This window comes from Simiduia aestuariiviva, assembly GCF_014192475.1.
In the GTDB taxonomy this organism is placed as follows: domain Bacteria; phylum Pseudomonadota; class Gammaproteobacteria; order Pseudomonadales; family Cellvibrionaceae; genus Simiduia; species Simiduia aestuariiviva.
Genome location: NZ_JACHXZ010000002.1, coordinates 481,291 through 505,564, shown reverse-complemented (window position 1 = coordinate 505,564; position 24,274 = coordinate 481,291). Strand labels below are relative to the sequence as shown.

The following is a 24,274-nucleotide window of genomic DNA, read 5'->3' as shown; positions in this document are numbered from 1 at the left end:
CCTCTAACAGACTGATTTCTAGACGAAATTGATCCAAGCACCTACCGCCAACAATTTGACCGGTGGCATTCTTTTGACTATTACTTCCTTAGCTGAGGCGTTTTATTGACTTACTGTCAAAACAATCCGTCACACACAGAATGTCACTTTCGTCGGTGATGGTTAGCACCGGATTGCAGTAATCCTTAGGTGTAATTTAGGAAATCCACATGCTGTTAGAGCCCATCAAAATTTTGGTTGTCGATGATAACGCCAGCCGCCGCCATGACCTCAAGGTCATTCTCGATTTTATGGGCGAATCTGCCCTTACGGTCGATACCAGTCACTGGGAAGAAGAAGCCGATCTGGCTGACGCTGCACACCGCTATAGCGCTGTTCTTCTGGGTGAAAATAAAGATAACCCCTCGCTGTTGTCGCGCCTGCAGCGCGTTCACGATTGGGACCAGGGGTTGCCCGTGGTACTGGTGGGCCAGGAAGCCGAATTGCCCGAAGACTGCAACCCGTATCTCAAACACAAAATAATAGGTTTAGTGCCTGAAAATCCCACTTACAACCAGTTGTTGGACCTGTTGCATCGCGCACAGCGGTTCCGGGCAACCTTGAGCAGAAATGCAAAAGTGGGCTTGAAAGGCACGCCTCATTTATTTCGCAGTCTCGTGGGCTCTACTGTTGCCATGGATAAGATGCGAGAGATGATGGCACGAGTCGCGGACAAGGATGTGACGGTATTGATTACCGGTGAGTCCGGTACTGGTAAGGAAGTCGTCGCCCGCAATTTACACAACCATTCCGATCGACGCGATCGGCCTTTTGTGCCCGTCAATTGCGGGGCTATTCCAGCAGAATTGTTGGAAAGTGAGCTGTTTGGCCATGAAAAAGGAGCCTTTACAGGGGCCATTGGGTCGCGGGCAGGGCGCTTCGAAATGGCCGAAGGTGGCACGCTTTTTCTGGATGAAATTGGCGACATGCCACTCAATATGCAAGTAAAAATACTCCGTGTATTGCAAGAGCGCTGCTTCGAACGCGTGGGCAGTAATCGCTCGCAGCCCACGGATGTCCGTATTATTGCGGCAACGCACCGAAATTTAGAGTCGATGATTACTGAGGGCGAATTTAGGGAAGATCTATTTTATCGCCTTAATGTATTTCCTATTGAAGTGCCAGCCTTGCGTGAGCGCGCCGCGGATATTCCCATGCTCATCACCGAGTTGGTATCGCGGATGGAAGCGGAAAAGCGCGGCACCGTTCGTTTCAATTCCAATGCAATTTTGTCCTTAACCCGCCATGAATGGGCCGGTAACGTGCGGGAGTTGGCGAACCTTGTTGAGCGAATGGCGATTTTACACCCCAATTCCGTGGTGGGTTCTCAGGATCTACCCGCGAAATACCAGCACGTCGAAGCTGAGGAGTTAGCCGCTTTTGAGGAGCTGGTGGAGCAGGGTACTCAGCCCGTAATCAAAGTGGGCGAAAGCCCCTTGCTGCCAGCGCATGGTATTGACCTCAAAGAATACCTCACCAATCTTGAATGCAGTTTGATTCAGCAGGCGCTAGACGACACCGGTGGGGTTGTCGCACGCGCAGCAGATCGGTTGGCTATTCGGCGCACGACGCTCGTGGAGAAAATGCGTAAATACGGACTTAGCCGCTAACAATACACGGCTGCCGTCGACAATCCGCAAAGGGGCCGCAAGGCCCTTTTTTTATACGCCCTCACGTCTACTCAAATACTCACGGCTGTCTTTTCTGGCACTCGCTTTGCAATACCCAAGTACGCAAGATTTATTGTGGTTTTTTTGACACTTATACAGGGTAAAGGCATGGGGCAATTGGCCGGCACGCTAACCGAAAATCAAGCGCCGTCAGATCCAGAAGGGTTGAAGTCGGCGTTTGAGCTATTTAATGAAATGTCAGCTCAGTTGGCTGATTCTTACGATGCGTTGCAAACGCGGGTTAACCAGCTTAATCAAGAGCTGTCCGCCGTATCCGCACAGCGCTATCAGGAGTTGGCACAAAAAGAAGAGTTGGCAAATCGCTTAGAAACCCTACTGAATGTGTTGCCTGGTGGCGTCATCGTGCTGGATGCAAAGGGGCAGGTTACTCAGGCCAATCCGGCGAGTCGCGATATGTTGTTTGGGCCTCTGCTAAATTGCAGCTGGCGTCAAATTATTGAACGCAATTTTGCCCCCAAGGCAGATGATGGACACGAGGTGTCGACCCATGACGGCCGGCGCTACTCCATTGCCACGCGCTCTCTCGATGATGACGGCCAAATTATATTGCTGACCGATCAAACCGAAACCCGCCAATTACAGGCGCAACTGAACCGGCATGAGCGCTTGTCGTCTATGGGACGCATGGTGGCTGCATTAGCGCATCAAATTCGCACGCCCTTGTCTGCGGCATTATTGTATTGCAGTCATTTAGGGCAAACGGCAGGGGACCGCGTGCGCACTGAAGCTTGCGCGCAGAAAATTCATGGGCGACTGATGCACATGGAGCGCCAGGTGAAAGACATGTTGTTTTTTGTGCGTGGCGAATTGCCAATGACGGACCTTGTGACGCTCGAGCAATTCCACAATGCCTTGGCTGAAGCACTCGAGGCGTCATTGAATCGTGAGGGTATCCAGTGCCAGTGGACCCTGAGCGGTGAGTCGCAAGTGGTGTCAATTAATCAGGATGCGTTGATTGGCGCCGTGCAAAATTTGGTGGATAACGCGATCCAAGCCGCGCGCGGACCGGTGCAGTTGTCGATAGTGGTGGAACCTTTTGTCAATAATGCATTGGCTATCAGTGTGGTTGATGACGGTCCGGGCTTGCCCGATGCCATCGCCGATTCCGTCTGCGATCTTTTTGTGACCAGTAAGCCACAGGGTACAGGCCTTGGGTTAGCGGTGGTTCAGCAAGTTGCGAAAGCCCACGGCGGTAAATTTGTCATTCGTTCTATGGCTGGCAAAGGCACGCGCGCCAGTCTGTTAATTCCCGTATTAAAAGGCGACTCGGTCGCCCACCCCATGGAGAAGTCTGCATGAGTTCAGCACACGCCATATCAACACCGGCGCCCGCAGTAAGTACCGGTCATATTCTCGTGGTTGAAGATGATAGAGACCTGCGCGAAGCAATCAACGATACCCTGTGTTTCGCAGGTTTCGAGACTGAGGCGGTTAACTCGGCAGAAGCCGCAATTGCCTATATGTCGGAAGGTAACCCGGTTTCCATGGTGGTGTCCGATATCAACATGGGAACCCTGTCGGGGCACGACCTGTTGCGGCATGTGCGCCAACATTTCCCGCAAACCCCAGTACTGCTAGTAACGGCGTACGGCAGCATTGCCGATTCTGTAGATGCCATGCGCGAGGGGGCGGTCGATTATTTGGTGAAGCCCTTTGAATCTCAAGATTTAGTGGCATTGGTCCGCGAACACGTGGGACACAGAACATGGGCAAGCGATGCACCTGTAGCGGAAGCACCCAACAGCCGTCAGTTGCTGCAGTTAGCGGATCGGGTGGCGCAATCGGATTCCACGGTACTCATTTTAGGCGAATCGGGTACCGGTAAAGAGGTGTTGGCGCGCTACATTCACGAACACTCACCGCGAAAAGATCAGCCCTTTGTGGCGATCAATTGTGCTGCAATTCCAGAGAACATGCTTGAAGCGGTACTTTTTGGGCATGAAAAGGGTGCCTACACCGGTGCTCACGCCAGCAGTCCCGGAAAGTTTGAGCAAGCCAATGGCGGTACCTTATTGCTCGACGAAATTTCAGAGATGGCAATGGGGTTGCAGGCCAAGCTTTTGCGGGTTTTGCAAGAGCGAGAGGTGGAGCGATTGGGTGGCCGAAAACTGATCAAACTCGACGTGCGCGTCATTGCAACCTCTAACCGCGGCATGCGTGAGGAAGTGGCTGAGGGCCGATTCCGAGAAGATTTGTACTACCGATTAAGTGTGTTGCCATTGCAGTGGCAACCGTTGCGCGAACGCAAAGAAGATATTTGTCCACTGGCTGAGCGATTATTAGATCGGCACGCCCGCAGGCAGGGCCGCAAAGGGGTGTGCCTCAGTGAATCAGCGCGAACAACCTTAGAGCAGTACAGCTGGCCCGGTAATGTTAGGGAACTGGACAATGTTATGCAGCGCGCGCTTATCCTACAGCCCGGCTCCTGTATTGAAGCATTGGATCTGGGCTTAGAGTTTGGGTTGGGAGCTACGGATACCCCATCCAATGAGATTGCGCCGACGGCCATTCCCGTCAATAAGCCATTGGTATCCGATGGATTATTGGGCGACGATTTAAAACAGCGAGAATTCCAGGTCATCGTAGAAACCCTGCGTGCGTCTCATGGTAGTCGTAAAGATACCGCAGCCAAGCTGGGGATCAGCGCTCGTACACTGCGCTATAAAGTGGCGCGGCTCAAAGAGGATGGGTTGGATGTGGATGCCGCATGGAAGCGTTCACCCTACTAATCTTTTGCCCTGGCTAACGGGTTAGAAAATCTTCCGACACAGTAAAATAAACTATTGACCCGTCCCCACGTCCCGTATTATTTTCCGCCCCAAGCCTAGGCCGACACCGGCGCTACAGAGCCGGTGTCATCCGGTTCTATTGGCTTATAACCAATAAACCAGAAAAAATGGTTTTATTGGGTTTTTGATAACCAGATTTATTTCATACAGTGGGGTAGTCTATGTCTGGTATTGAATTGTCAGTGGGTTTTGACGATACCGATGAACTTTATGTGGCTGATTCTGACGACGAAACAGTGGATGCGAAGGTCGCTTCGTCCTCTATTGATCCCCGTCGACGACTTGAAGAGCGGTTAGAAGAAATGCGGCTTAAGCGCGAACTGCGTGAGTTAGACCTCGACTATAAGTTTTAATCATCTGCTCACATTCGGCGTCAGGCAGTGGCGCCGTTTTTCTCCTAGCCAAATTCTTGGCGATTTTTCCTCATCAAAACGCATTCATTCGCAACATCAACAACGCCCCTTAAATGGCCATTGGCCGGCTCTTAAAAAAGTCACTGTGGCAACACTTAGCCGAGCGGCAAGGTTTGACCTGTTGTAAGCAAAAATTGGCCTGTTTTATGCAGTAATCAGAGCGAACGCTGGATTCAGCAATAACAGTCAATTTTCTGTCGGGGCAAACAATGGTAGATCGAGTTGATATCAATCGATTACTGGTCGAAATGCGATCCATAAAACAACAGGCTATGCCGCCAGAGGCGCGTGCCGTTGGTGAAGTGAGCGAACGCATTAAACCGGGCACTGTGGTTGGGGCCACTGAGCCTGCTGCCAATGAGTTTGGCCAGCTTTTTACGCAGGCCATAGACAAGGTTAACGGTCTGCAAAAAGAATCTTCCGCATTGGCCAAGGCCTACGAAAGTGGTGAACCGGGTGTTGATATAACGGATGTGATGATTGCTTCACAAAAATCGAGTGTGTCTTTTCAAGCGATGGTCCAGGTTCGCAACAAGCTGGTAGATGCCTACCGCGACGTTATGAATATGCCTATCTAACCAGCCGAGGAGTTGACGGGGAATGGCATCTACCACTGCCGATATGAACGACGACCTATCCAGTGGTCGCGATAAGCCAGCCAACGATTTGGTTGAGGGCTTTAATAACCTGAACTTGGTACGGCAAGCGGGCTTAATGGTGGGACTGGCTGCCAGTGTTGCCATTGGTTTCGCCGTTGTATTGTGGACCCAGGGCGAAGATTATCGCCCCCTTTATGGCAGCCTCGATCGGCTAGATAGCAGTGAAGTGACACAAATCCTTGATCACAATGACATCCCATTTAAAGTGGATGGAGGTACGGGTGCGCTGCTGGTAGCTGCGGATCATATTCACAAAGCGCGTTTGAAATTGGCTGAAGCCGGTATTCCTGGTGACAAGTCAGTGGGCTTTGAGTTGCTCGACAAAGAGCAACCTCTAGGGTCGAGCCAGTTCATGGAAGGGACCCGCTATCACCGCAGCCTCGAGGGTGAACTGGCGAGAACCATAACCAGTATTAACGCGGTGCGTTCAGCCCGTGTGCACTTGGCAATTCCAAAGGCGTCGGTGTTCATTCGCGATGCTCGCAAACCTACGGCGTCCGTATTTGTAGAGCTCTATCCGGGTCGCATGGTAAAAGCCGAGCAGGTTAAAGCCATGGCCAATCTGGTGGCATCGAGTATTCCCGAACTCAAAATCGAAGACGTCACCATTGTTGATCAGCGTGGCAATCTCTTGAGTACGGGCGACGAAGATGTCGAGCTGGCGATGGCCGGAAAGCAGCGCAACTACACGCGCAAACTAGAGGGTGATTTAGTTGCCCGAATTAACAGTATTTTGGAGCCCATCGTAGGTTCGGGTAAGTACCGTGCGGAGGTGTCAGCGGAGGTCGATTTCACACAGGTGGAACAGGCGGACGAAATATTTAACCCGGATTTGCCCGCCATACGCAGTGAGCAGACAGTGGATGAAACTCAGGTGGGTTCTGGTGTGGTAGCGGGTATACCCGGTGCGCTCACTAATCAGCCGCCCAATGATGGCGCTGCACCCGAGCAAGCGGGCGCTGGCGGTGAAGGCGACGCTGAAGGCTCACCACGCCGGGCCACAAAGCAGGCGACCCGAAACTATGAGCTGGATAGAACCGTAAGTTATACAAAGCATCAGTTAGGCAAGTTGAAAAGACTTACCGTTGCCGTAGTGGTTGACGATAAACTGGTTGCAGGACCCGATGGCGAAGAGCGACAAGTCTGGACTGAAAATGAGCTAGAAAGACTCTCAATTTTAGTGCGCGATGCAGTCGGATATTCTGCCGCGCGGGGCGACAGTGTCAACGTGTTGAACTCAACCTTCATCGGGCGCGATGAAGTGGAGTTAGTAGAGCTAGAAATCTGGCAGCAAGAGTGGTTTTTGAGTCTCGCCAAACAACTTGCTGGCTTAGTGATCGTCCTTGTGTTGATTACCGGATTGCTGCGCCCAGTGCTGAAAAGCCTTGCTGTTTCAGGGCAAAAGGCGAAAGAGTTGGAAAACGCCAAGGAGATGGCGGCACTGGAAGAGGCGGGTCTCAGTGGCTTTGAAAATTTGTCTGACGAAACCGTGACGCTGACCGGCGGCGATGGCCTGGCTCTGCCAAGCCCGGAGGAGAGTTATGAACAGCAAATTAACATTATTAAGGGCTTGGTGGCTGAGGATCCCGGTCGCGTTGCTTTGGTCATCAAAGGCTGGGTGAATGAAGAATGAGTGAAGATAAAGCGGTGGATAAAGCGCAGGGCGATAAAAAAGCCGAGCTAAAAATGTCCAAGGTCGATCAGGCCGCAATTCTGCTTATGTCTATGGGCGAAGCAGATGCCGCTCAGGTGCTAAAACATCTAGGGCCAAAGGAAGTGCAAAGGGTTGGCACCTCTATGTCGCACTTAAATAACATTCAGCAATTTGAAGTCGAAGCCGTCATTTCAAATTTTTTGGACGAGGTGCGCACTCTCACCGGACTGGGCATGGGATCGGATGGCTATATTCGCAACATGTTAGTCAGTGCGCTGGGTGAAGATAAAGCAAACGGCCTAATCGATCGTATTTTGTTGGGCGGTAACACCACGGGCCTCGACACCTTAAAGTGGATGGAGCCGCGCTCCGTGGCCGATATCATTCGCAACGAGCACCCACAAATTCAAGCCATTGTGTTGGCCTATCTCGATAGCGATCAATCGGCCGAAATTATGGGCTATTTCCCCGATAAAGTGCGGCTCGATATCATGATGCGTGTGGCGTCGCTCGACACGGTACAACCCAGCGCGTTACAGGAACTCAACGATATTCTCGAGAAACAGTTCTCAGGTAATGCTGGGTCGCAGACCAAGGCGATGGGTGGCGTGAAGGTTGCCGCAGAAATTATGAATAATCTTGAGAGTTCGATCGAAGCCGATTTGATGGAATCTATTAAAGAGGTTGATGAAGATCTCGGCACGCAAATCCAAGACCTTATGTTTGTGTTTGATAATTTACGGGATGTTGACGATCGTGGTATTCAGGCACTGTTGCGTGAAGTGTCGTCCGAGATTTTAATTGTGGCGCTTAAGGGTGCTGATGAAAGTTTGCAAGAGAAAATATTTAAAAATATGTCCAAGCGAGCGGCTGAATTGCTGCGCGATGATTTAGAGGCGAAGGGGCCAGTCAAAGTATCCGAAGTCGAGGGGGCCCAAAAAGAAATACTTACCATCGCGCGGCGCATGGCAGACGCCGGTGAAATTATGCTCGGTGGAAGCGGCGAGCAGATGCTCTAACCGGTTTCACTCCTTGGGTATTTTGCCATGACAACTGCCAATAAAAATTATATTCCCGCCGAGCAAGCAGGTTCAGCTGTTACTTGGTTGTTGCCAGAAGTTGGGCGGGGCGAACGGGTGCCGAGCGCGGAAAAAGAAGCGCGTGATCGGGAGGCCAATGAGGCTGCGGCGGCAAAGGAAGTCATTGAAGATGTGCCGCCTTTAAAGTTACCCACGGCTGCAGAAATTGAAGCCGTTATGGATGCAGCGCGACAAGATGGATATGACGCGGGCTTTCAGGCAGGGTTGAACGAAGGCATGGCAGAGGGGCGCCAACAGGGAGAGTCTCGCGCCTATCAAGAGTCGCAACAACAGCTTCAGCGCTTGCAGGCGCAGTTATCTGAGCTGGTTGCGCAGTTTGCGCCACCGGCCTCTGCGCACCGCGAATCACTGCAATCAATATTGGTGAATTTGGTGCAGCGGCTGACCGCCAAATTGGTTCTTACAGAGCTCAACACACCCAGTCCACACATCGAAAATCTTGTCCAAAGCTGTCTTGCGAAGTTGCCTGTGCTGCAAGGCGGTACTCTCCCCAAAGTGTATTTACATCCCGATGATCTGGCGTATTTGCACGGTGAATCCTTGATGGCAGATATTGTGCAGCGTTGCGAGTGGTTGCCAGACTCGGACATCAGCCCGGGTGGGTGCCGGATCAGTACGCCGGCGAGCCATTTAGATGCCACCATTGAAGCGCGTTTAGCCGCGGTATTGGAAAGCTTTGAACAGGGCCAGCTGGCCGGGCCCGAAGGTCCTGGCGATCCGCTAGAGATCGATGCTGACGAGCCTCCTGAAATGGAATCGGACATGCCCAAGGTGGCAATGACGTCGCCTGAACCCTCTGCGGCTACGCCGCCACCGAGCGATCAAGATAGTGGATTAACGTCGAGTCATGACGATGAATTTCCTCCGTCGGAGTCCGATGATGTGGACTGACCTCATTCAGCATTTACATGCCATAAATCCTGGCGATGCCACACCTTATTTGCCCGCGGTTGAGGGTAGCTTAACCCGTGTCGTGGGTATGACCCTTGAGGCAGAGGGTATTGATGTGTCCATAGGTCAAGCGTGTGAGCTAATGACCAGTAGTGGGCCGGTCGCAGCAGAAGTTGTTGGATTCAGCGGCAATAAAGCCTTTTTGATGCCAATGGCCAAGGTGGCGAATTTGCGCGTTGGAACACGGGTGAGGCCATCGCAGCACGGCACCGGTATTTTGGTAGGCGATGGGCTACTAGGGCGTGTCATCAACGCCATGGGGCAACCACTCGATCGACGAGGGCCACTGACTCAGGTCCATATTTCTGAACTGGGACAGCAAGCCATTAACCCATTGGATCGACATCCAATCAGTGAGCCACTGGATGTGGGCATACGGGCAATCAACGGTTTGCTAACGGTGGGTAAAGGTCAGCGCATAGGCTTGTTTGCAGGCAGCGGTGTGGGCAAAAGCGTGCTGCTGGGGATGATGACCCGATTTACTAATGCAGATGTTGTCGTGGTGGGGTTGGTTGGAGAGCGTGGGCGCGAAGTTAAAGAGTTTGTGGATCATATTCTGGGTGAGGAGGGGTTGCGTCGAGCCGTCGTCGTGGCCTCACCGGCCGATGATGCGCCGTTACAGCGTTTACGGGCCTCACATCTCGCCACAGAAATTGCCGAATATTTTCGGGATCAAGGCAAAAATGTATTGTTATTGATGGATTCGCTGACACGCTATGCGCAGGCCCAGCGTGAAATTGCGCTGGCAATCGGCGAGCCACCAGCCACACGGGGTTATCCACCGTCGGTCTTTGCCATGTTGCCACAATTGGTCGAAAGGGCGGGTAATGGCGTTGAAGGCGGCGGCTCTATTACCGCGTTTTACACGGTGTTAACCGAAGGCGATGATTTACAGGACCCCATCGCTGATTCTGCGCGGGCCATTCTCGATGGGCATATTGTCTTATCGCGCCGGCTGGCGGATGAGGGCCTTTATCCCGCGATCGATGTGGAGGCGTCAATCAGTCGTGTGATGCCAAGCGTCGTGACTGAGCAGCACCTCGAGTTCGCCCAGCGCTTTAAGGGATTGCAGTCGACATTTACCCAAAATAAAGACCTGATCAGTATTGGGGCCTACCAAAAGGGCGCCGATACAGAGCTGGACGTGGCTATTGAAAAGCAGCCCCAATTGAAGCGGTTTATCCGGCAATCGCTAAGTCAAGCGGTCAGCTTCCAAGAGGCCAATCGACAACTCGCGCAGATTCTGCAAGACAAAGCCGATGCGCAACGCCCTTTAGCACCTGCTAGCTGATCATGAATACCCAGCAAAAACGGGCACTTTTGCTAATAAAATTGGCTAAGCGCAAAGAAGATCAAGCGGCTGAAGTGCTGGGGCATTGGCGTCAGCGAATGGCTGCACAAACGGAACAGTTGGCGGAGTTAGGTCGCTACCAAAGCGCTTATCTAGACGCTGCCCGCAAGCCCAGCCAAAGCGTCTATCAATTGCAGAGTTATCGGCAGTTTTTAACACAGTTAGATCACGTAATCGCAGAACAGCAGGCCCGCATGCTGCAAATAGAACAGCAGTTTGAGCACTATTGTCAGCAGTGGCGACTGTTACACCAACGGCGAAAGATGTTGGAAGACTACCAGTCGCGCATTGATCAGGAGGCGCAAAAGGCCATAAACAAGTTGTGGGATAAAATGTGTGATGAATTGTCTGCGCGCCCATCGGGTGAAGACAGCGCCTTACTCTAGCGCTAAGGTGCAGCGCTAGGGGCGCCTCCCGCCAAAACTTGACCAATGTAAGCAGGTTGGTCACTATTTGTTTGTAGTACCGCTATTAATGGCTATACAAAATAGCGGATCGAACATCGGTAAACGGTTTATTGGGCTATGCTTAGGCTGCAGCGGCGTGTAGCCCTCGTAACCGTCTTGAATAAGGGATTCATCTATGGGTATTCGTACCAGTTACTCTGCGGACACTAATTTTCTGACCATTGCCGTTGAGGGCCGCTTTGATTTTTCTGCGCATCAAGAGTTTCGTGCTGCTTACGAGGAAGCTGATCCTCAGCCAGCAGGGTTCAATGTAGACATGAGCGAAACAAATTATCTGGACAGTTCGGCGCTAGGTATGTTGCTGCTGTTGCGCGACCACGCCGGGGGAGATGGCGCGAATATCACCATTGAGAATTGCAGCGCCGATGTCAAAAAGATTCTGACGATCTCTAATTTTGAACAATTGTTCACCATCAAATAATCGCTAGGCAAGCGTATGACCGCTGCTAAACCCCTCACCGTTCTCATCGCCGATGATACAAAAACAGATCGTATGATCTTAGAAAGTATCGTCAAAAAAGAAGGGCATTTGGTGGTGAGTGCGGAAAATGGTGTTGAGGCCATCGAGGTTTACAACGCGGTGCGGCCAGATATCGTATTGCTCGATGTGCTGATGCCTGAATTAGACGGCGTTGGCGCCGCTAGAGCAATCAAAGAGGCCGCTGGCGATGAAATGGTGCCCATCATTTTCCTGACGTCCTTAAATGACACCGATTCTCTCGTCAGATGCCTAGAAGCGGGTGGTGATGATTTTCTTTCCAAACCCTATAATCGATTCATTCTGCAAGCAAAAATAAAAGCATTCTCCCGTATGCGTGATATGCATACCACCATGCGCAAACAGCGCAACCAAATACAACTCAATAATGATCACATGCTGCAGGAGCAAGCCGTTGCCAAGCAGGTGTTCGACAATATTGCACACAGTGGTTGCCTGCACGCTAGCAATGTTCGCTATTTTATGTCTCCGTTGGCGGTATTTAATGGTGACGTCTTGGTGGGTGCGTTACGTCCATCGGGCAGTATGTTGATTTTGTTGGGCGACTTTACCGGACATGGTTTACCGGCTGCCATCGGCGCCATGCCATTGGCATCGACCTTTTACGGCATGGCGCACAAAGGCTTTTCACTGTCGGATATTTTGCAAGAGATAAATCAAAAATTAAAATCGACGCTGCCTATCGGTTTGTTTTGTTGCGCCACCATGGTGGAGATGAACTTCAAACGGAATTATGTTCGAGTGTGGAATGGTGGGCTTCCCGATTGCTTCGTATACCGAGCGAAAGCGGGCACCATAGAAACGGTTAAGTCAAGTCACTTGCCGTTGGGGGTTGTCGGTGGTAAGGACTTTAAAGATGACAGCTGCTATTTAGAGTTAGAACCTGGCGATAGGCTATTTCTCTGGTCAGACGGTATACATGAGGCGCGCAATGCCAGCGGCGAGATGTTTGGGGAAGAGCGGCTGGTTAGTGTTTTTGACAAGGTGAGTGATGGCGAAGTTATCTTTGACAGCATTTTAAATGCGGTACAGAAGTTTGCGGGTGAAGGCGAGCGCGATGACGATTTGTCTCTGGTAGAGCTATCCATGGTGACGCCAAACAATATCGCGCAGCTGCAAGATCACTATGGTTCTACGTCCGCACGCGGCTTAACCGAGTGGTCCTTGAGTTTCGAGGTAAAGGCCGGCAGTTTCCGCTATTTTGATCCGCTACCACTGCTGTTGAATATTGTTCAAAGTGTGCCCAGTCTGCGAAAGCACGGCGGTAATCTCTATACCATTCTGGCAGAGTTGTATTCAAATGCGCTGGAGCATGGTGTACTTAAGTTAGACTCGGCATTGAAAAAATCAGCTGATGGCTTTCTTAAATATTATGAATTGCGCACTGAGCGATTAGAAACTACAACGGGATCAGTAACATTTGGCATAGCCCACAAGCTCACCAGCGAAGGTGGTGTGCTTACCATTCAGGTAAAAGACACGGGTGACGGTTTCAATTACAAAAAATACCAGCGAAAAGATGGCAACTTGACCTATTCTGGCCGAGGAATGAACCTGTTAAATGATTTGTGCCGCAGAGTAGAGTACAAAGGTAATGGCAATGAAGTGGAAATTGAGTTCGTTTGGCAGGATGATCATTAACACACACGCCTAGACCGGCTATTATACGGCCTAGCCTTTCGTTGAACGCAGCACTTGGAGCTTTTCATGAGCAATTTGGACACGGCCGCCATAGAAATGCTTAAGACTGTGATGGAAGATGACTTCGCTATGTTGTTGGATACCTTTTTTGAGGATTCACTTCAACGAATCGCAGACCTTAAGCGCCATGTCAATGATCGCGACCCAGAGGCATTTCGCAAAACGGCCCACAGTTTAAAGGGCAGTGCTTCGAATTTGGGGGCGCTGACAATGACACAGCTGTGCTTGCAGGCCGAAGAGATGGGCATGGCCAGCAATTTAGATGGCGCAGAGAATCTTGTGTCCGAAATTGATCGTGAATACCACGCAGTATCACGCAAGCTAGAAACCTTCCGCTAATTCTCCACAGTCTTGGCAATCTAATTGCATTATCCCACTTAGACATTCCAGTAGCCCTTAGCTGCCGTGTAACGCGCGGTAAATTTACGCTGAAAACTGCTGAAATTACAGGGACTTAGTCCTTTTATTGGGTATTTGAACTTTTCGGGTTGCTTGTAGGCCGGCAAGATATTGCCGGTGAGGCGGAGAAATATATGTCGTTAAACGTATCAAACCTCACAACGATTAATCAGTTGCTTGGCATGGGTAAAGTAGAGCCTGAGCCGGCCGCTGGCTTTCGAGACACTTTTAATGATGTGCGCCAATCAGCGACCAAACCGGATAGACCGGCAGATCGCCTGAATAATGAACACAAGCAAAGAGATGCTGCCAATGCTCGGTCTGGCGAGCGCTCTCATACAGAAGCATCTGCACCAACGCCTGAGGAACATACCACCAAGAAATATTCACAAAAAGACAGTGATGCCCCGTCCAGGGATTTTGGCAGCGGTACAAAGACAGATTTACCAGAAAAAACTGAAGAACCCGCTTTAGATGACGGTATTGACGTGGATGCACCGCTTGCGTCTGACGTTGCAACCGGCACCATTGAGGTTGACGTAGAGGGTGAAGAAGCCGTTATGCACCGCCTTTTTGGGATAGGCGAATTAGGCGCGATGTCGACACAGTCATCTGATTTATTGCAGGGTGCAGAAGGCGAGGTGATTCATGCCGGAGCCGTTTTGGGATCATTTACTTTGCTACCGAATTCGGTTGAGGGTACAACGATTTCTACAAGTCAATTTAGTATTGGGATCATCCCTAAAGACGCCACTGGGTTGCCCACCGATGTATTACCCGTTGGCTTGCAATCCCTAAATTTTGCCGTTGCGCAGGATTCTCAAAACCGATTGAAGATGCAAAACGCGCTTGGACAGGGTGCTTCCTGGACGGAAATCACTTTGGACACTGATTCTACAAAACTCAATCTGCCGTTAGCTCGGGCCGGTTCGGTGGAAAAGGCGACAGCGTCATTGATGATGTCGGCCCCAGCAGCGATGGCTCCGAATCCCACCGCAGCACTCTTGAACGTCAATTTGTTGGCGGAAGGAAAGGCGGGCGCGGAATCTTCGCTGTTGAGAGAGCAGGCTAAGGGAGCCCTAGAGCTTTCGACTAAGCCCCTAGCGCAGGCAGCGGGTTTGAATGTTGCCCAGCCGGCCTCGATTGCGAGCAAGCCCCTTGCAGTTACAGTACCTGTGGGGCAACCACACTGGGGACAGGCAACCGGTGAGCGAGTGCTATGGATGGTGTCGCAGAAGCTTCACAGTGCTGAAATCCAGTTAGATCCACCAGAGTTGGGCCCCCTGCAGGTGAAAGTGCACGTGCTCAATGACCAAGTGACCTTGAGCTTTGTGAGCCAGCACGCCCAAGTTCGCGAGGCGCTAGATACCCATGCCTTGCGCCTGCGTGAAATGCTGGAGGGGCAGGGACTTGATTTGGTGGATGTGGATGTCTCCGATCAATCCTTTCAAGAGCAGCGAGACCAGGCGCAAGCCCAAAATCAAAACGGCAATGGCGGTTCAGAGCCGGAAGTCGATGAAGATGGCGCGCAAATTACTCGCATTAGTGGTGCAAACATCCATTTGGTGGACGATTTCGCCTAGCCAGCCGGCGCATTAATCACACTTTAGCGATCCATTCCTGCCGAGCCTTGCGCTCGGTCAGTCCCTCATCCCCTGAACTACACTTACAGTAGGCAAGCGGCGTTCATGCATTCATGGCACGTCCTTTGCTGGAACCCCTGTATGGGGCATCCCATTGCCAAAATGACGGACTTTTGACATGGCAGAAGAGAACGAAACAGAAGAAATCACAGAGGGCGGTGGCAAGAAAAAGCTCATTATCCTGATTGTTGTGGGAATGGTACTGGTTGGGCTTTCCGTGGGGGGCACTATCTTTGCGCTGCAAATGTTTAGTGATGAGCCACCTGCCGCCGAAGGCAAAGCAGCGGAGGTCGTTGAAGAGGCGCCTAAGTTACCTGCAGTGTACTTCCCGTTAAAACCGGCGGTGATCGTTAACTTTCAGTCGCGCGGTCGCCAGCGGTACTTACAGGCTGAAGTCACCCTAAAAATTAGAGATCCAGAAGTTGTCGCAGCGGTAGAGCTGCACATGTCCATGATCCGCAATGCGCTGGTGATGCTGTTAAGTGGGCAAGTTTACGAAGATCTACAAACGCCAGAGGGGAAAGAATTAATGCGGCAGCAGGCGCTAGAAGAGATTCGCCAAATTATCGAAAATGAAATTGGCAAGCCCGGTGTGGAGCAGGTGTTGTTCACAAATTTTGTAATGCAGTAGGGGTAATTAGTGCAAGATCTACTCTCACAAGATGAAATTGATGCCCTCCTACACGGCGTAGATGATGGTGACATCGATACCGATTCGGATGAAGATCCCGGTTCGATAAAGTCCTACGACCTCACGAGTCAGGATCGAATTGTACGCGGGCGCATGCCCACGCTCGAGATGATCAATGAACGCTTCGCGCGTTACACCCGCATAAGCATGTTTAATCTTTTACGGCGTACTGCGGATGTGTCGGTCGGGGGGATACAAATTCAAAAATTTGGTGAGTATGTCCATACCCTATACGTGCCCACCAGTTTGAATATGGTGAAGTTCAGGCCGCTGCGGGGTACGGCGCTGCTTATTCTTGATGCCAAATTAGTATTCAAGCTGGTTGATAATTTTTTTGGGGGCGATGGTCGCCACGCAAAAATTGAAGGGCGCGAGTTCACACCTACAGAATTGCGCGTAGTGCAAATCGTTCTACAACAGGCATTCATCGATCTGCGTGAGGCCTGGAAGGCGGTAATGCCCATTGAGTTCGACTACATCAATTCAGAGGTAAACCCCTCGATGGCTAACATTGTTAGCCCCAGTGAAGTGGTCGTGGTCAGTACTTTTCATGTTGAATTAGACGGCGGCGGTGGTGATTTTCATATTACCTTGCCTTACTCAATGATAGAGCCCATACGTGAAGTGCTGGATGCTGGGCTGCAAAGTGATTCCGACGATCAAGATGAGCGCTGGGTGAAATCGCTGCGCGAGGATGTCATGAGCGCCAAGGTTCAATTGGAGTGCGATATTGCGCGTCGAAAAATCACATTGCGCGATATCGTGGAGCTGAAACCAGGCGATGTCATACCCATAGACATTCCCGATACCCATATCGTCACTGCTAATGGCGTGCCTATCTTTAAAGCAAAGTTTGGGCAGTCACGCAACAATCTTGCATTTGCAGTGGATGAATTTATTGATAGAAGTAAACCCGGTTATCTCAGCGATATCGGTTTTGAATAACCCGTAAACGGTAAGACAGGTATTAGCCATGAGTGAAGAATTACCCCCAGAAGAAGACGGTGCAGAGCCCGATCAGGAAGCGATGGCCGATGAGTGGGCAGCGGCAATGGCTGAGCAGGTTGACGAGGATGAGGACGATGACGACATTGATGAAATGGTGTCCTCAGCGCAAGCAATGCCACTTGAAGAGTTGGAGGAGCCGCCAGCAAAGCAAGGTCACTCTCAGGATTTAGACACGATCTTAGATATTCCTGTGAGTATTTCCATGGAAGTGGGCAGCACCTCAATCACTATTCGAAATTTGCTGCAGCTCAATCAGGGCTCGGTTATAGAGTTAGATCGCATCGCCGGCGAGCCCTTGGACGTATTGGTTAACGGTACGCTGATTGCACACGGTGAAGTAGTGGTTGTGAATGAAAAATTTGGTATCCGCATGACGGATGTTGTCAGTCCCTCTGAACGCATCAAACGCCTGAGGTAGTCATGACCGTGCTATTGGGTTTTACAGCGGCGCTTGCCGAAACTGCACATTCAGTGGCAGACCAAGCGCAGGCCACATCCGGCGTTGCGCTGGTCAAAGGCCAATCCGCAGCAGAGGTAGCGGTTCAGCTTGTTCAGTTGGTGTTGTCGCTAGGTGTAGTGATTGGATTTATCTTTGCTATTGCTTGGTTTGTTAAGCGTCAGCAAGGATTTGGCCTACAGCAGAAAAATATTCGCTTTGTAGAGCGACTCAGTCTAGGGCCAAAAGATCAATTGGTGCTGGTGGATGTGGCGGGTGAGCGACTGTTGCTTGGCGTCAATGCCGGCGGCATTCAAAAACTGCATGAATACCCAGTGCCGCAGGATGATGCGATGCCAGCGGATTCTGAATTCTCTGGATACCTAAATAAGATTATGCAAAAAAAGGTTGCCCAATAGATGCTCCGGTGGGTTATACAGTTCTGTTTATTCTTTCTGTTATTTTCAGGAACAGTGGCGGCACAGGAAATTGAAGGTGCCACCAACCTGTTGGATGGTTTGAGTAATAAGGGTATACCGGCCGTGACCCTTAACACCAATGCCGACGGCAGCCAAGAGTACACGGTAACCATCCAAATATTGGCAATTATGACGTCGTTGACGTTGTTGCCTGCCATTCTCATGATGATGACCAGTTTTACCCGGATCATCATTGTATTCTCGATACTTCGCCAAGCGTTGGGGTTACAGCAGTCGCCTTCAAATCAAATTCTCATTGGCATGGCGTTATTTATGACGCTATTCATTATGACGCCAGTATTTAATCAAGTGAACGATACCGCTTTGCAGCCGTATTTGGCTGAGCAGATTACCTCCTCGCAGGCGTTGACTGAGGCAACCAAGCCCTTCAGGGAATTTATGGTGGGGCAAACCAGAGAATCTGATCTGGATTTATTTCTCGACATTGGCCGTTATGGTGACGTAGATAGCATTGACGATGTGCCGATGACAGTGCTGATTCCAGCATTTGTCACCAGTGAGTTAAAAACGGCCTTTCAGATTGGTTTTATGCTATTTATTCCGTTTCTCATCATCGATTTAGTTATTGCCAGCGTGTTAATGGCGATGGGTATGATGATGTTGTCGCCCCTAATTATTTCTCTGCCCTTTAAAATTATGTTGTTTGTACTCGTTGATGGGTGGGCGATGGTGATCGGCACTCTTGCGGCGAGTTTTGGAGCCTAGCCATGACGCCAGAAGTGGTAATGGATCTTTACGCGGATGCATTTTTTCTAGCGGTATTAGTGATCTCAGTGATTGTTGGGCCTGCATTGATCGTTGGTTTAATTGTCAGTATGTTCCAGGCGGCCACACAGATTAACGAACAAACATTGAGTTTTTTACCGCGTCTGCTAGTGACTTTGATTACCATCATGATCGCCGGCGGCTGGTTGTTGAGAGAGTTTATGGATTTGTTCATGCGAACGTTTCAAAATATTCCTCTGTTGATCGGCTAGTCATGGACTTCAGTGCAGCGGTACTCACTGAGCAACTATTGCAATATTTTCTGCCTTTAGTGCGCGTGTCTGCCTTTATGTTGGCCGCGCCCATCTTTGGTTCTCGTTTGGTGAATGCGCGCGCACGCCTGTTATTGGCGCTGTTAGTGACGGCCCTCGTTGCGCCAGCCCTGCCCGAATTGCCCAAGGTATCTGGTTTTGGCTTAGATACGTGGTTGTTAGTTGTGCAGCAATCACTGATTGGCATGGCCGCAGGTTTTGCCATGCAGTTAGCGTTTCAGGTGGCAGTCTTAGCTGGGCAGTATATCGCTATGAAAATGGGGCTTGGATTTGCGTCCATGAATGACCCCTCCAGTGGATTAACGGTAACCGTCGTGTCTCAGTACTACTTAATGTTGGTGACGATGTTATTTGTGGTTGGCGATGGTCATTTGCTCATGATTCAACTGTTAGCTGAAAGCTTTTATACCACGCCCATCGGCGTAACCATGCCGTTGGCGCTGTTGTGGGATTTGGTGATGGCCGGTAGCTGGATGTTTGGCGCGGCGTTACTTATCGCACTGCCGGTGCTGACCAGTCTGATGATCGTAAACATTAGCTTTGGCGTCATGGGGCGGTCCGCGCCGCAAATGAATATATTTACAGTTGGCTTTCCCATTACATTAATTTTGGGCGCATTCCTCATTTGGTTTGGGTTTACCACGTTCTTGGGTAACTACAATCAATTTATGCAGGATGGCTTCAATATTCTCCGCCATCTTTGGAATATTTCCTGAGTAAGGGCTATGGCAGAAAATAACGATAGCAGTCAGGAAAAAACAGAAGAGGCAACCCCCCGAAAACTTGAAAAGGCCAGAGAGGATGGTCAGGTTGCCCGCTCCAAGGAGTTGACCACCACTATTTTATTACTCACTGGAACCCTTGCGCTGTTGGCGAGTGGCGAATTTCTGGGGCGCAAATTAATGGGTGTGTTCAGGGTTTCAATGACGTTGGAGCGGACTGCCGTTTTCGATCCTGTCTTGATGCTTACGCTCGTAGGGACTGCGGTGCGTGAGGCGATGGTCGGGTTAGCGCCACTGTTTGCCGCATTGATGGTTGCCGCATTCGTTGGGCCTATATCCCTAGGTGGCTGGTTGGTGAGTACAAAAGCGCTCGCGCCAAAGCTCAATCGTATGGACCCACTGGCGGGTCTTAAGCGCATGTTCTCCATCAAGTCTGTGGTTGAGTTGCTCAAGGCCATCGGCAAAGTAGGCATCATATTGTTAGTGGCGATCATGATGCTCAAGGCGCTGAAAGTGCAATTGTTAGGGCTCTCAAGCGAAGCTTTGGTGCCTGCTATTGGCCATGCGCTATGGCTGGCGGGAATATCCGCAGTGGTGCTTTCTGCGAGCACAATTTTTATTGCGATTATGGACGTACCCTTTCAACTGTGGGATCACGCAAAGAAATTGCGTATGTCTATGCAAGATATCAAAGATGAGTACAAGGATACGGAAGGCAAGCCCGAGGTCAAAAGTCGAGTGCGGCAATTGCAGCGGGAAATGGCCGAGCGACGAATGATGTCTGAAGTGCCAGAAGCCGATGTTGTCATTACCAACCCAACACACTACGCGGTGGCATTGAAATATGATCCCGCGACCATGGATACACCGGTGTTAGTCGCCAAAGGCGCAGACCAAATCGCGTTAAAAATACGAGAAATTGCGGCCGCCCATAATGTTGAAATTGTAGAGAGTCCCGCACTGGCACGTTCAATATTCAACACGACTGAGCTGGATTCGCCCGTTCCTGCTGGGCTGTTTGTCGCGGTGGCACAAGTACTGGCCTATGTTTTCCAATTGCGCAGTCATCGACAAGGGCAGGGTGCTAAACCCAAAAAGCCAGGCGGTATCCAAATACCTCCGAATCTACGATACGATTAACAAATTTAATCAGGATTGGCGTCATGACCGCGCGTTCATCAAGATCTATTTGGTTGGCCTTAATTATTTTTTTGGGGAGCCTTTCGGCGTATTTGCTGGCTTGGCCTGTGGCAGTGGAGCCAGTCGGGTGGCAGGCGCCAGCAGATAATGGCTATGTGAAAGAGTTTCAAGTTAATGCGCATTTGAGTCGTGCGCAGGCGCTTGCGCTTGGACCCTATTCAGGGCCCGAAGCTGCAGTGTTTGATCGGCAGGGGCAACTGTGGGTCAGTACGCATGAAGGGTGGTTACTTCGTTCACTTGATGCCGGTGAAACCTTTGAGTCGGTAGTGAATACCGGAGGGCGCCCGTTGGGCTTGGCAGTTGATCATCAAAATCGCTTGCTGATTGCAGATGCTTACCTGGGTCTGATGCGGTATAGCGATGCGCAAGGTCTCGAATCATTGGTTACCCAATTCAACGGGCGAGTTCTCGGCTATGTCAATGATGTTGCGCAGGCAGATTCAGGCGCGATTTACTTTACGGATTCGTCGTCTAAGTTTCACGCTAAGCCCCATGGTGGTACCTATGCCGCGAGTTTGTTAGATATCATGGAGCACGGTGGCCACGGGCGTTTGTTTCGATACCTGCCGAGCTCCGGTGAGCTCACCCAAGTTGTCGATGGGTTAAATTTTGCAAACGGTGTAGCCACCTTGCCGTCCAGCAGTGGGCAAGCCGATAGAGTGGTAGTTGTCGAGACGGGCGCATACCGAATATGGCAATACCTCATCAATAACGGGACGGTGAAAGAGCGCGAAGTAATTCGCGATAATTTGCCTGGCTTTCCTGACAATATCGCCCGTGCACCCGATGGCCATTTATGGTTGGGGTTGGTGTCCCCTCGCAGTGCGATACTGGATCGGCTTTCCAATAAACCGTGGCTGCGCCGTATGGTGCAGCGACTTCCAGCTTTCATTCGTCCCAAAGCGCAGCACTATGGAATGATTGTCAAATTAGGGGCTGAGGGCGAGGTGTTACAGCAACTGCAGGATCCGACTGGCCAGTTTTATACCACAACGGGGGTGGCGGAATCCGATACCTACCTTGTGGTCAGCCGTTTACACGGCACAGCTTTGCTTAGAATAAAAAAATAATCCATTGTGCAGGTTTCGGTACGGTTTTTGCGATATTCCCCTGAACTATACGGGAGTGTCAAAAAAGCGTTATGGCCTTACCAGGATTCGGTACCTTTTCCGGTTTTAATCGACAGCAATTAGTCAGCAATGTGACGCGCATGGGGCACGGGAACCTCGGTATTCCGCTGCTATTGCTTATGTTGTTGGGCATGATGACGCTGCCTATTCCCGCATTTTTATTGGATGTGTTCTTTTCCTTTAACATTGCGCTCTCCATTGTAGTGCTCTTGGTGGGCGTTTATGCGCTGCGGCCACTGGATTTTGCCGTATTTCCCACAATATTGTTGCTCGCTACTTTGTTGCGCTTGGCCCTCAATGTAGCCTCTACTCGAGTTGTTTTACTACATGGTCACGAGGGAGGCGATGCCGCAGGTAAGGTGATTGAAGCTTTCGGTGAAGTGGTCATCGGTGGCAATTATGCGGTCGGCTTAGTGGTATTTTTGATCTTAATGATCATCAATTTTGTGGTTGTTACCAAGGGCGCCGGGCGGATTTCTGAAGTGAGTGCACGTTTCACCTTGGACGCCATGCCTGGCAAGCAGATGGCCATTGATGCCGACTTGAACGCGGGCCTCATCAATCAAGAAGAGGCCAAGGTGCGGCGGGCAGAGGTTGCCGGGGAAGCCGATTTTTATGGTGCGATGGACGGTGCAAGTAAATTTGTTCGCGGCGATGCGGTCGCCGGCATACTGATCCTGCTCATCAATATTGTCGGTGGACTTATCGTTGGTATGGCGCAGCACCAGTTAGAATTCCAAGATGCGCTACAGAAGTACATATTGCTCACCATTGGCGACGGCCTCGTCGCCCAAATTCCCTCCCTCCTGTTGTCGACATCGGCCGCAATTCTGGTAACCCGCGTCAATACCTCTGAAGACATGAGCGATCAAATCATGCGTCAGATGTTTGACTCGCCCAAAGCATTGGCGGTGTCATCCGGGGTGTTATTCATTATGGGCTCCATTCCTGGAATGCCCCATGTGGCTTTTCTCGGGCTCGGGGCCGTCGCCGGTGGCATTGCATGGTACATCCAGCGAATGCGTTCGCAGGGCGAATTGGTGTCTGACGGTGACGATGCCAGTGGAGCGCCAACAAAAACGTCGGCCCCCTCGCCAGCTGGCGATCAGCTGCCGGCGCTGGAGCACCAAGCTGAGCCTACTGAAGTGAGTTGGGACGATGTCAAACCCGTTGACGTCATTGGGCTCGAAGTGGGCTATCGATTGATCCCCATGGTGGATAAATCACAAGGCGGTGAATTGCTCGGCCGGATTCGCGGTGTACGTAAAAAGATGTCACAGGAAATAGGTTTCTTGGTGCCCACGGTACACATTCGAGACAACCTTGATTTACTACCTAACCAATACCGAGTTACGTTAATGGGAGTATCGGTGGCGGAAGAAGAGATTCATCCCGATCGCGATCTAGCCATCAACCCCGGTCAAGTATTTGGTGATGTGGAGGGTATTGCCGCCAAGGACCCCGCCTTTGGCTTACCGTCGGTTTGGATAAAAAAATCGGAGCGCGATCACGCCCAAACCCTGGGCTATACGGTGGTTGATGCCTCAACTGTGGTGGCGACTCACCTGAATCAAATACTAAGTCAGCACGTGAGTGAATTACTGGGGTTAGAAGACGTTCAACAACTGGTAGATATGTTGGCAAAAACGTCCCCCAAGCTCGCCGAGCACCTGATTCCTGACAGTGTGTCTTTGAAAACCTTGCTCAAGGTGTTGCAGTTGTTGTTGCAGGAAAACGTTTCCATAAAAGACATGCGCAGTATTGCTGAGGCCATCGCCGCCAACAGCGATAAGAGTCAAGATCCTGTCACCTTGATGACCAGTGTGCGGCAGGGCATTTGTCGGCAGATAGTGCAGGCGCTGGTGGGTAACGACAAAGACATCCCCGTTTTCACCCTAGATCCTAGCTTGGAACAATTATTGCTGAAGACCTATCAGCAGAGTCAGAAAAGTGGCGATGGCGGCCCCGTCATTGAGCCCGGGCTGGCCGAAAAGTTGCGGGAGTCAGTGCAACAGGTAGCGAAACAACAGGAGCAAAGCGGTGCGCCCGCAATTTTATTGGTGTCCGGTCAGATCAGATATCAATTGGCTCGGTTTGTTCGCGCCTTTGTTCCAGATTTGGTGGTGCTCGCTTACAACGAGATCCCCGCTAGCAAGCAAATTACCATAGTGGGCAGTGTGGGCGCCTAGCCCAA

At 50.9% G+C, this 24,274-nt stretch carries 24 protein-coding genes; all 24 read left to right on the top strand.

Features of this window, described 5'->3' with window-relative positions; genetic code table 11:
* Positions 1–212: 212 nt before the first annotated feature.
* The 24 genes from FHS30_RS07905 (at position 213) to flhA (ending at position 24,269) form a co-directional block, all read left to right on the top strand.
* Positions 213–1,649 (top strand): sigma-54 dependent transcriptional regulator, encoded by a 1,437-nt coding sequence (locus FHS30_RS07905; RefSeq protein ID WP_425502367.1) that lies wholly within the window; start codon positions 213–215, stop codon positions 1,647–1,649.
* Positions 1,650–1,793: 144 nt separating this feature from the next.
* Positions 1,794–3,029: a sensor histidine kinase gene (locus tag FHS30_RS07900; RefSeq protein WP_246341220.1), complete on the top strand. Its 1,236-nt coding sequence runs from the start codon at positions 1,794–1,796 to the stop codon at positions 3,027–3,029.
* Complete coding sequence (locus FHS30_RS07895; protein ID WP_183909909.1) at positions 3,026–4,459, top strand: sigma-54-dependent transcriptional regulator; 1,434 nt, start codon at positions 3,026–3,028, stop codon at positions 4,457–4,459. The genes FHS30_RS07900 and FHS30_RS07895 overlap by 4 nt, the downstream gene beginning before the upstream one ends.
* A gap of 221 nt (positions 4,460–4,680) precedes the next feature.
* Positions 4,681–4,872: a PA3496 family putative envelope integrity protein gene (locus FHS30_RS07890; protein WP_183909908.1), complete on the top strand. Its 192-nt coding sequence runs from the start codon at positions 4,681–4,683 to the stop codon at positions 4,870–4,872.
* A gap of 269 nt (positions 4,873–5,141) precedes the next feature.
* Complete coding sequence (gene fliE, locus FHS30_RS07885) at positions 5,142–5,510, top strand: flagellar hook-basal body complex protein FliE (RefSeq protein ID WP_183909907.1); 369 nt, start codon at positions 5,142–5,144, stop codon at positions 5,508–5,510.
* Between the two features lie 43 nt (positions 5,511–5,553).
* Positions 5,554–7,224, top strand: a complete 1,671-nt coding sequence (gene fliF, locus FHS30_RS07880) for a flagellar basal-body MS-ring/collar protein FliF (protein ID WP_425502366.1) — start codon at positions 5,554–5,556, stop codon at positions 7,222–7,224.
* Positions 7,221–8,264 carry a flagellar motor switch protein FliG gene (gene fliG, locus FHS30_RS07875; RefSeq protein WP_183909905.1) on the top strand — a complete coding sequence of 348 codons (1,044 nt, stop codon included), beginning with the start codon at positions 7,221–7,223 and terminating at the stop codon, positions 8,262–8,264. Before fliF ends, fliG begins: the two co-directional genes overlap by 4 nt.
* Before the next feature lie 27 nt (positions 8,265–8,291).
* Positions 8,292–9,236, top strand: coding sequence for a FliH/SctL family protein (locus tag FHS30_RS07870; RefSeq protein ID WP_183909904.1), 945 nt, complete (start codon positions 8,292–8,294; stop codon positions 9,234–9,236).
* Positions 9,226–10,587, top strand: a complete 1,362-nt coding sequence (gene fliI, locus FHS30_RS07865; RefSeq protein WP_183910271.1) for a flagellar protein export ATPase FliI — start codon at positions 9,226–9,228, stop codon at positions 10,585–10,587. Before FHS30_RS07870 ends, fliI begins: the two co-directional genes overlap by 11 nt.
* A 2-nt stretch (positions 10,588–10,589) precedes the next feature.
* Positions 10,590–11,033, top strand: a complete 444-nt coding sequence (locus FHS30_RS07860; RefSeq protein ID WP_183909903.1) for a flagellar export protein FliJ — start codon at positions 10,590–10,592, stop codon at positions 11,031–11,033.
* Between the two features lie 196 nt (positions 11,034–11,229).
* Positions 11,230–11,535 carry an STAS domain-containing protein gene (locus tag FHS30_RS07855; RefSeq protein WP_183909902.1) on the top strand — a complete coding sequence of 102 codons (306 nt, stop codon included), beginning with the start codon at positions 11,230–11,232 and terminating at the stop codon, positions 11,533–11,535.
* 15 nt (positions 11,536–11,550) lie between these two features.
* Positions 11,551–13,254 carry an ATP-binding SpoIIE family protein phosphatase gene (locus tag FHS30_RS07850; protein WP_183909901.1) on the top strand — a complete coding sequence of 568 codons (1,704 nt, stop codon included), beginning with the start codon at positions 11,551–11,553 and terminating at the stop codon, positions 13,252–13,254.
* 66 nt (positions 13,255–13,320) lie between these two features.
* The gene (locus tag FHS30_RS07845) at positions 13,321–13,653 is read left to right on the top strand and encodes an Hpt domain-containing protein (RefSeq protein WP_183909900.1); all 333 of its coding nucleotides are present in this window, start codon (positions 13,321–13,323) and stop codon (positions 13,651–13,653) included.
* A gap of 194 nt (positions 13,654–13,847) precedes the next feature.
* Positions 13,848–15,296, top strand: coding sequence for a flagellar hook-length control protein FliK (locus tag FHS30_RS07840; RefSeq protein ID WP_246341219.1), 1,449 nt, complete (start codon positions 13,848–13,850; stop codon positions 15,294–15,296).
* Between the two features lie 178 nt (positions 15,297–15,474).
* The gene (locus FHS30_RS07835; RefSeq protein ID WP_183909899.1) at positions 15,475–15,987 is read left to right on the top strand and encodes a flagellar basal body-associated FliL family protein; all 513 of its coding nucleotides are present in this window, start codon (positions 15,475–15,477) and stop codon (positions 15,985–15,987) included.
* A 9-nt stretch (positions 15,988–15,996) separates the two neighbouring features.
* Positions 15,997–16,992, top strand: coding sequence for a flagellar motor switch protein FliM (gene fliM, locus FHS30_RS07830; protein WP_183909898.1), 996 nt, complete (start codon positions 15,997–15,999; stop codon positions 16,990–16,992).
* A gap of 28 nt (positions 16,993–17,020) precedes the next feature.
* Positions 17,021–17,473, top strand: coding sequence for a flagellar motor switch protein FliN (gene fliN / locus FHS30_RS07825; protein WP_183909897.1), 453 nt, complete (start codon positions 17,021–17,023; stop codon positions 17,471–17,473).
* Positions 17,474–17,475: 2 nt separating this feature from the next.
* Entirely contained in the window at positions 17,476–17,910 is a 435-nt protein-coding gene (gene fliO, locus FHS30_RS07820; protein WP_183909896.1) for a flagellar biosynthetic protein FliO, read from the top strand.
* Positions 17,911–18,696, top strand: coding sequence for a flagellar type III secretion system pore protein FliP (gene fliP / locus FHS30_RS07815; protein ID WP_183909895.1), 786 nt, complete (start codon positions 17,911–17,913; stop codon positions 18,694–18,696). It abuts the gene before it with no gap.
* Between the two features lie 2 nt (positions 18,697–18,698).
* Positions 18,699–18,968: a flagellar biosynthesis protein FliQ gene (fliQ, locus tag FHS30_RS07810; protein ID WP_183909894.1), complete on the top strand. Its 270-nt coding sequence runs from the start codon at positions 18,699–18,701 to the stop codon at positions 18,966–18,968.
* A 2-nt stretch (positions 18,969–18,970) separates the two neighbouring features.
* Complete coding sequence (fliR, locus tag FHS30_RS07805; RefSeq protein WP_183909893.1) at positions 18,971–19,744, top strand: flagellar biosynthetic protein FliR; 774 nt, start codon at positions 18,971–18,973, stop codon at positions 19,742–19,744.
* Positions 19,745–19,753: 9 nt separating this feature from the next.
* Entirely contained in the window at positions 19,754–20,890 is a 1,137-nt protein-coding gene (flhB, locus tag FHS30_RS07800) for a flagellar biosynthesis protein FlhB (RefSeq protein WP_183909892.1), read from the top strand.
* Between the two features lie 23 nt (positions 20,891–20,913).
* Positions 20,914–22,020 carry an SMP-30/gluconolactonase/LRE family protein gene (locus FHS30_RS07795; protein ID WP_183909891.1) on the top strand — a complete coding sequence of 369 codons (1,107 nt, stop codon included), beginning with the start codon at positions 20,914–20,916 and terminating at the stop codon, positions 22,018–22,020.
* Positions 22,021–22,091: 71 nt separating this feature from the next.
* Positions 22,092–24,269 (top strand): flagellar biosynthesis protein FlhA, encoded by a 2,178-nt coding sequence (gene flhA, locus FHS30_RS07790; RefSeq protein ID WP_183909890.1) that lies wholly within the window; start codon positions 22,092–22,094, stop codon positions 24,267–24,269.
* Positions 24,270–24,274 lie beyond the last annotated feature (5 nt).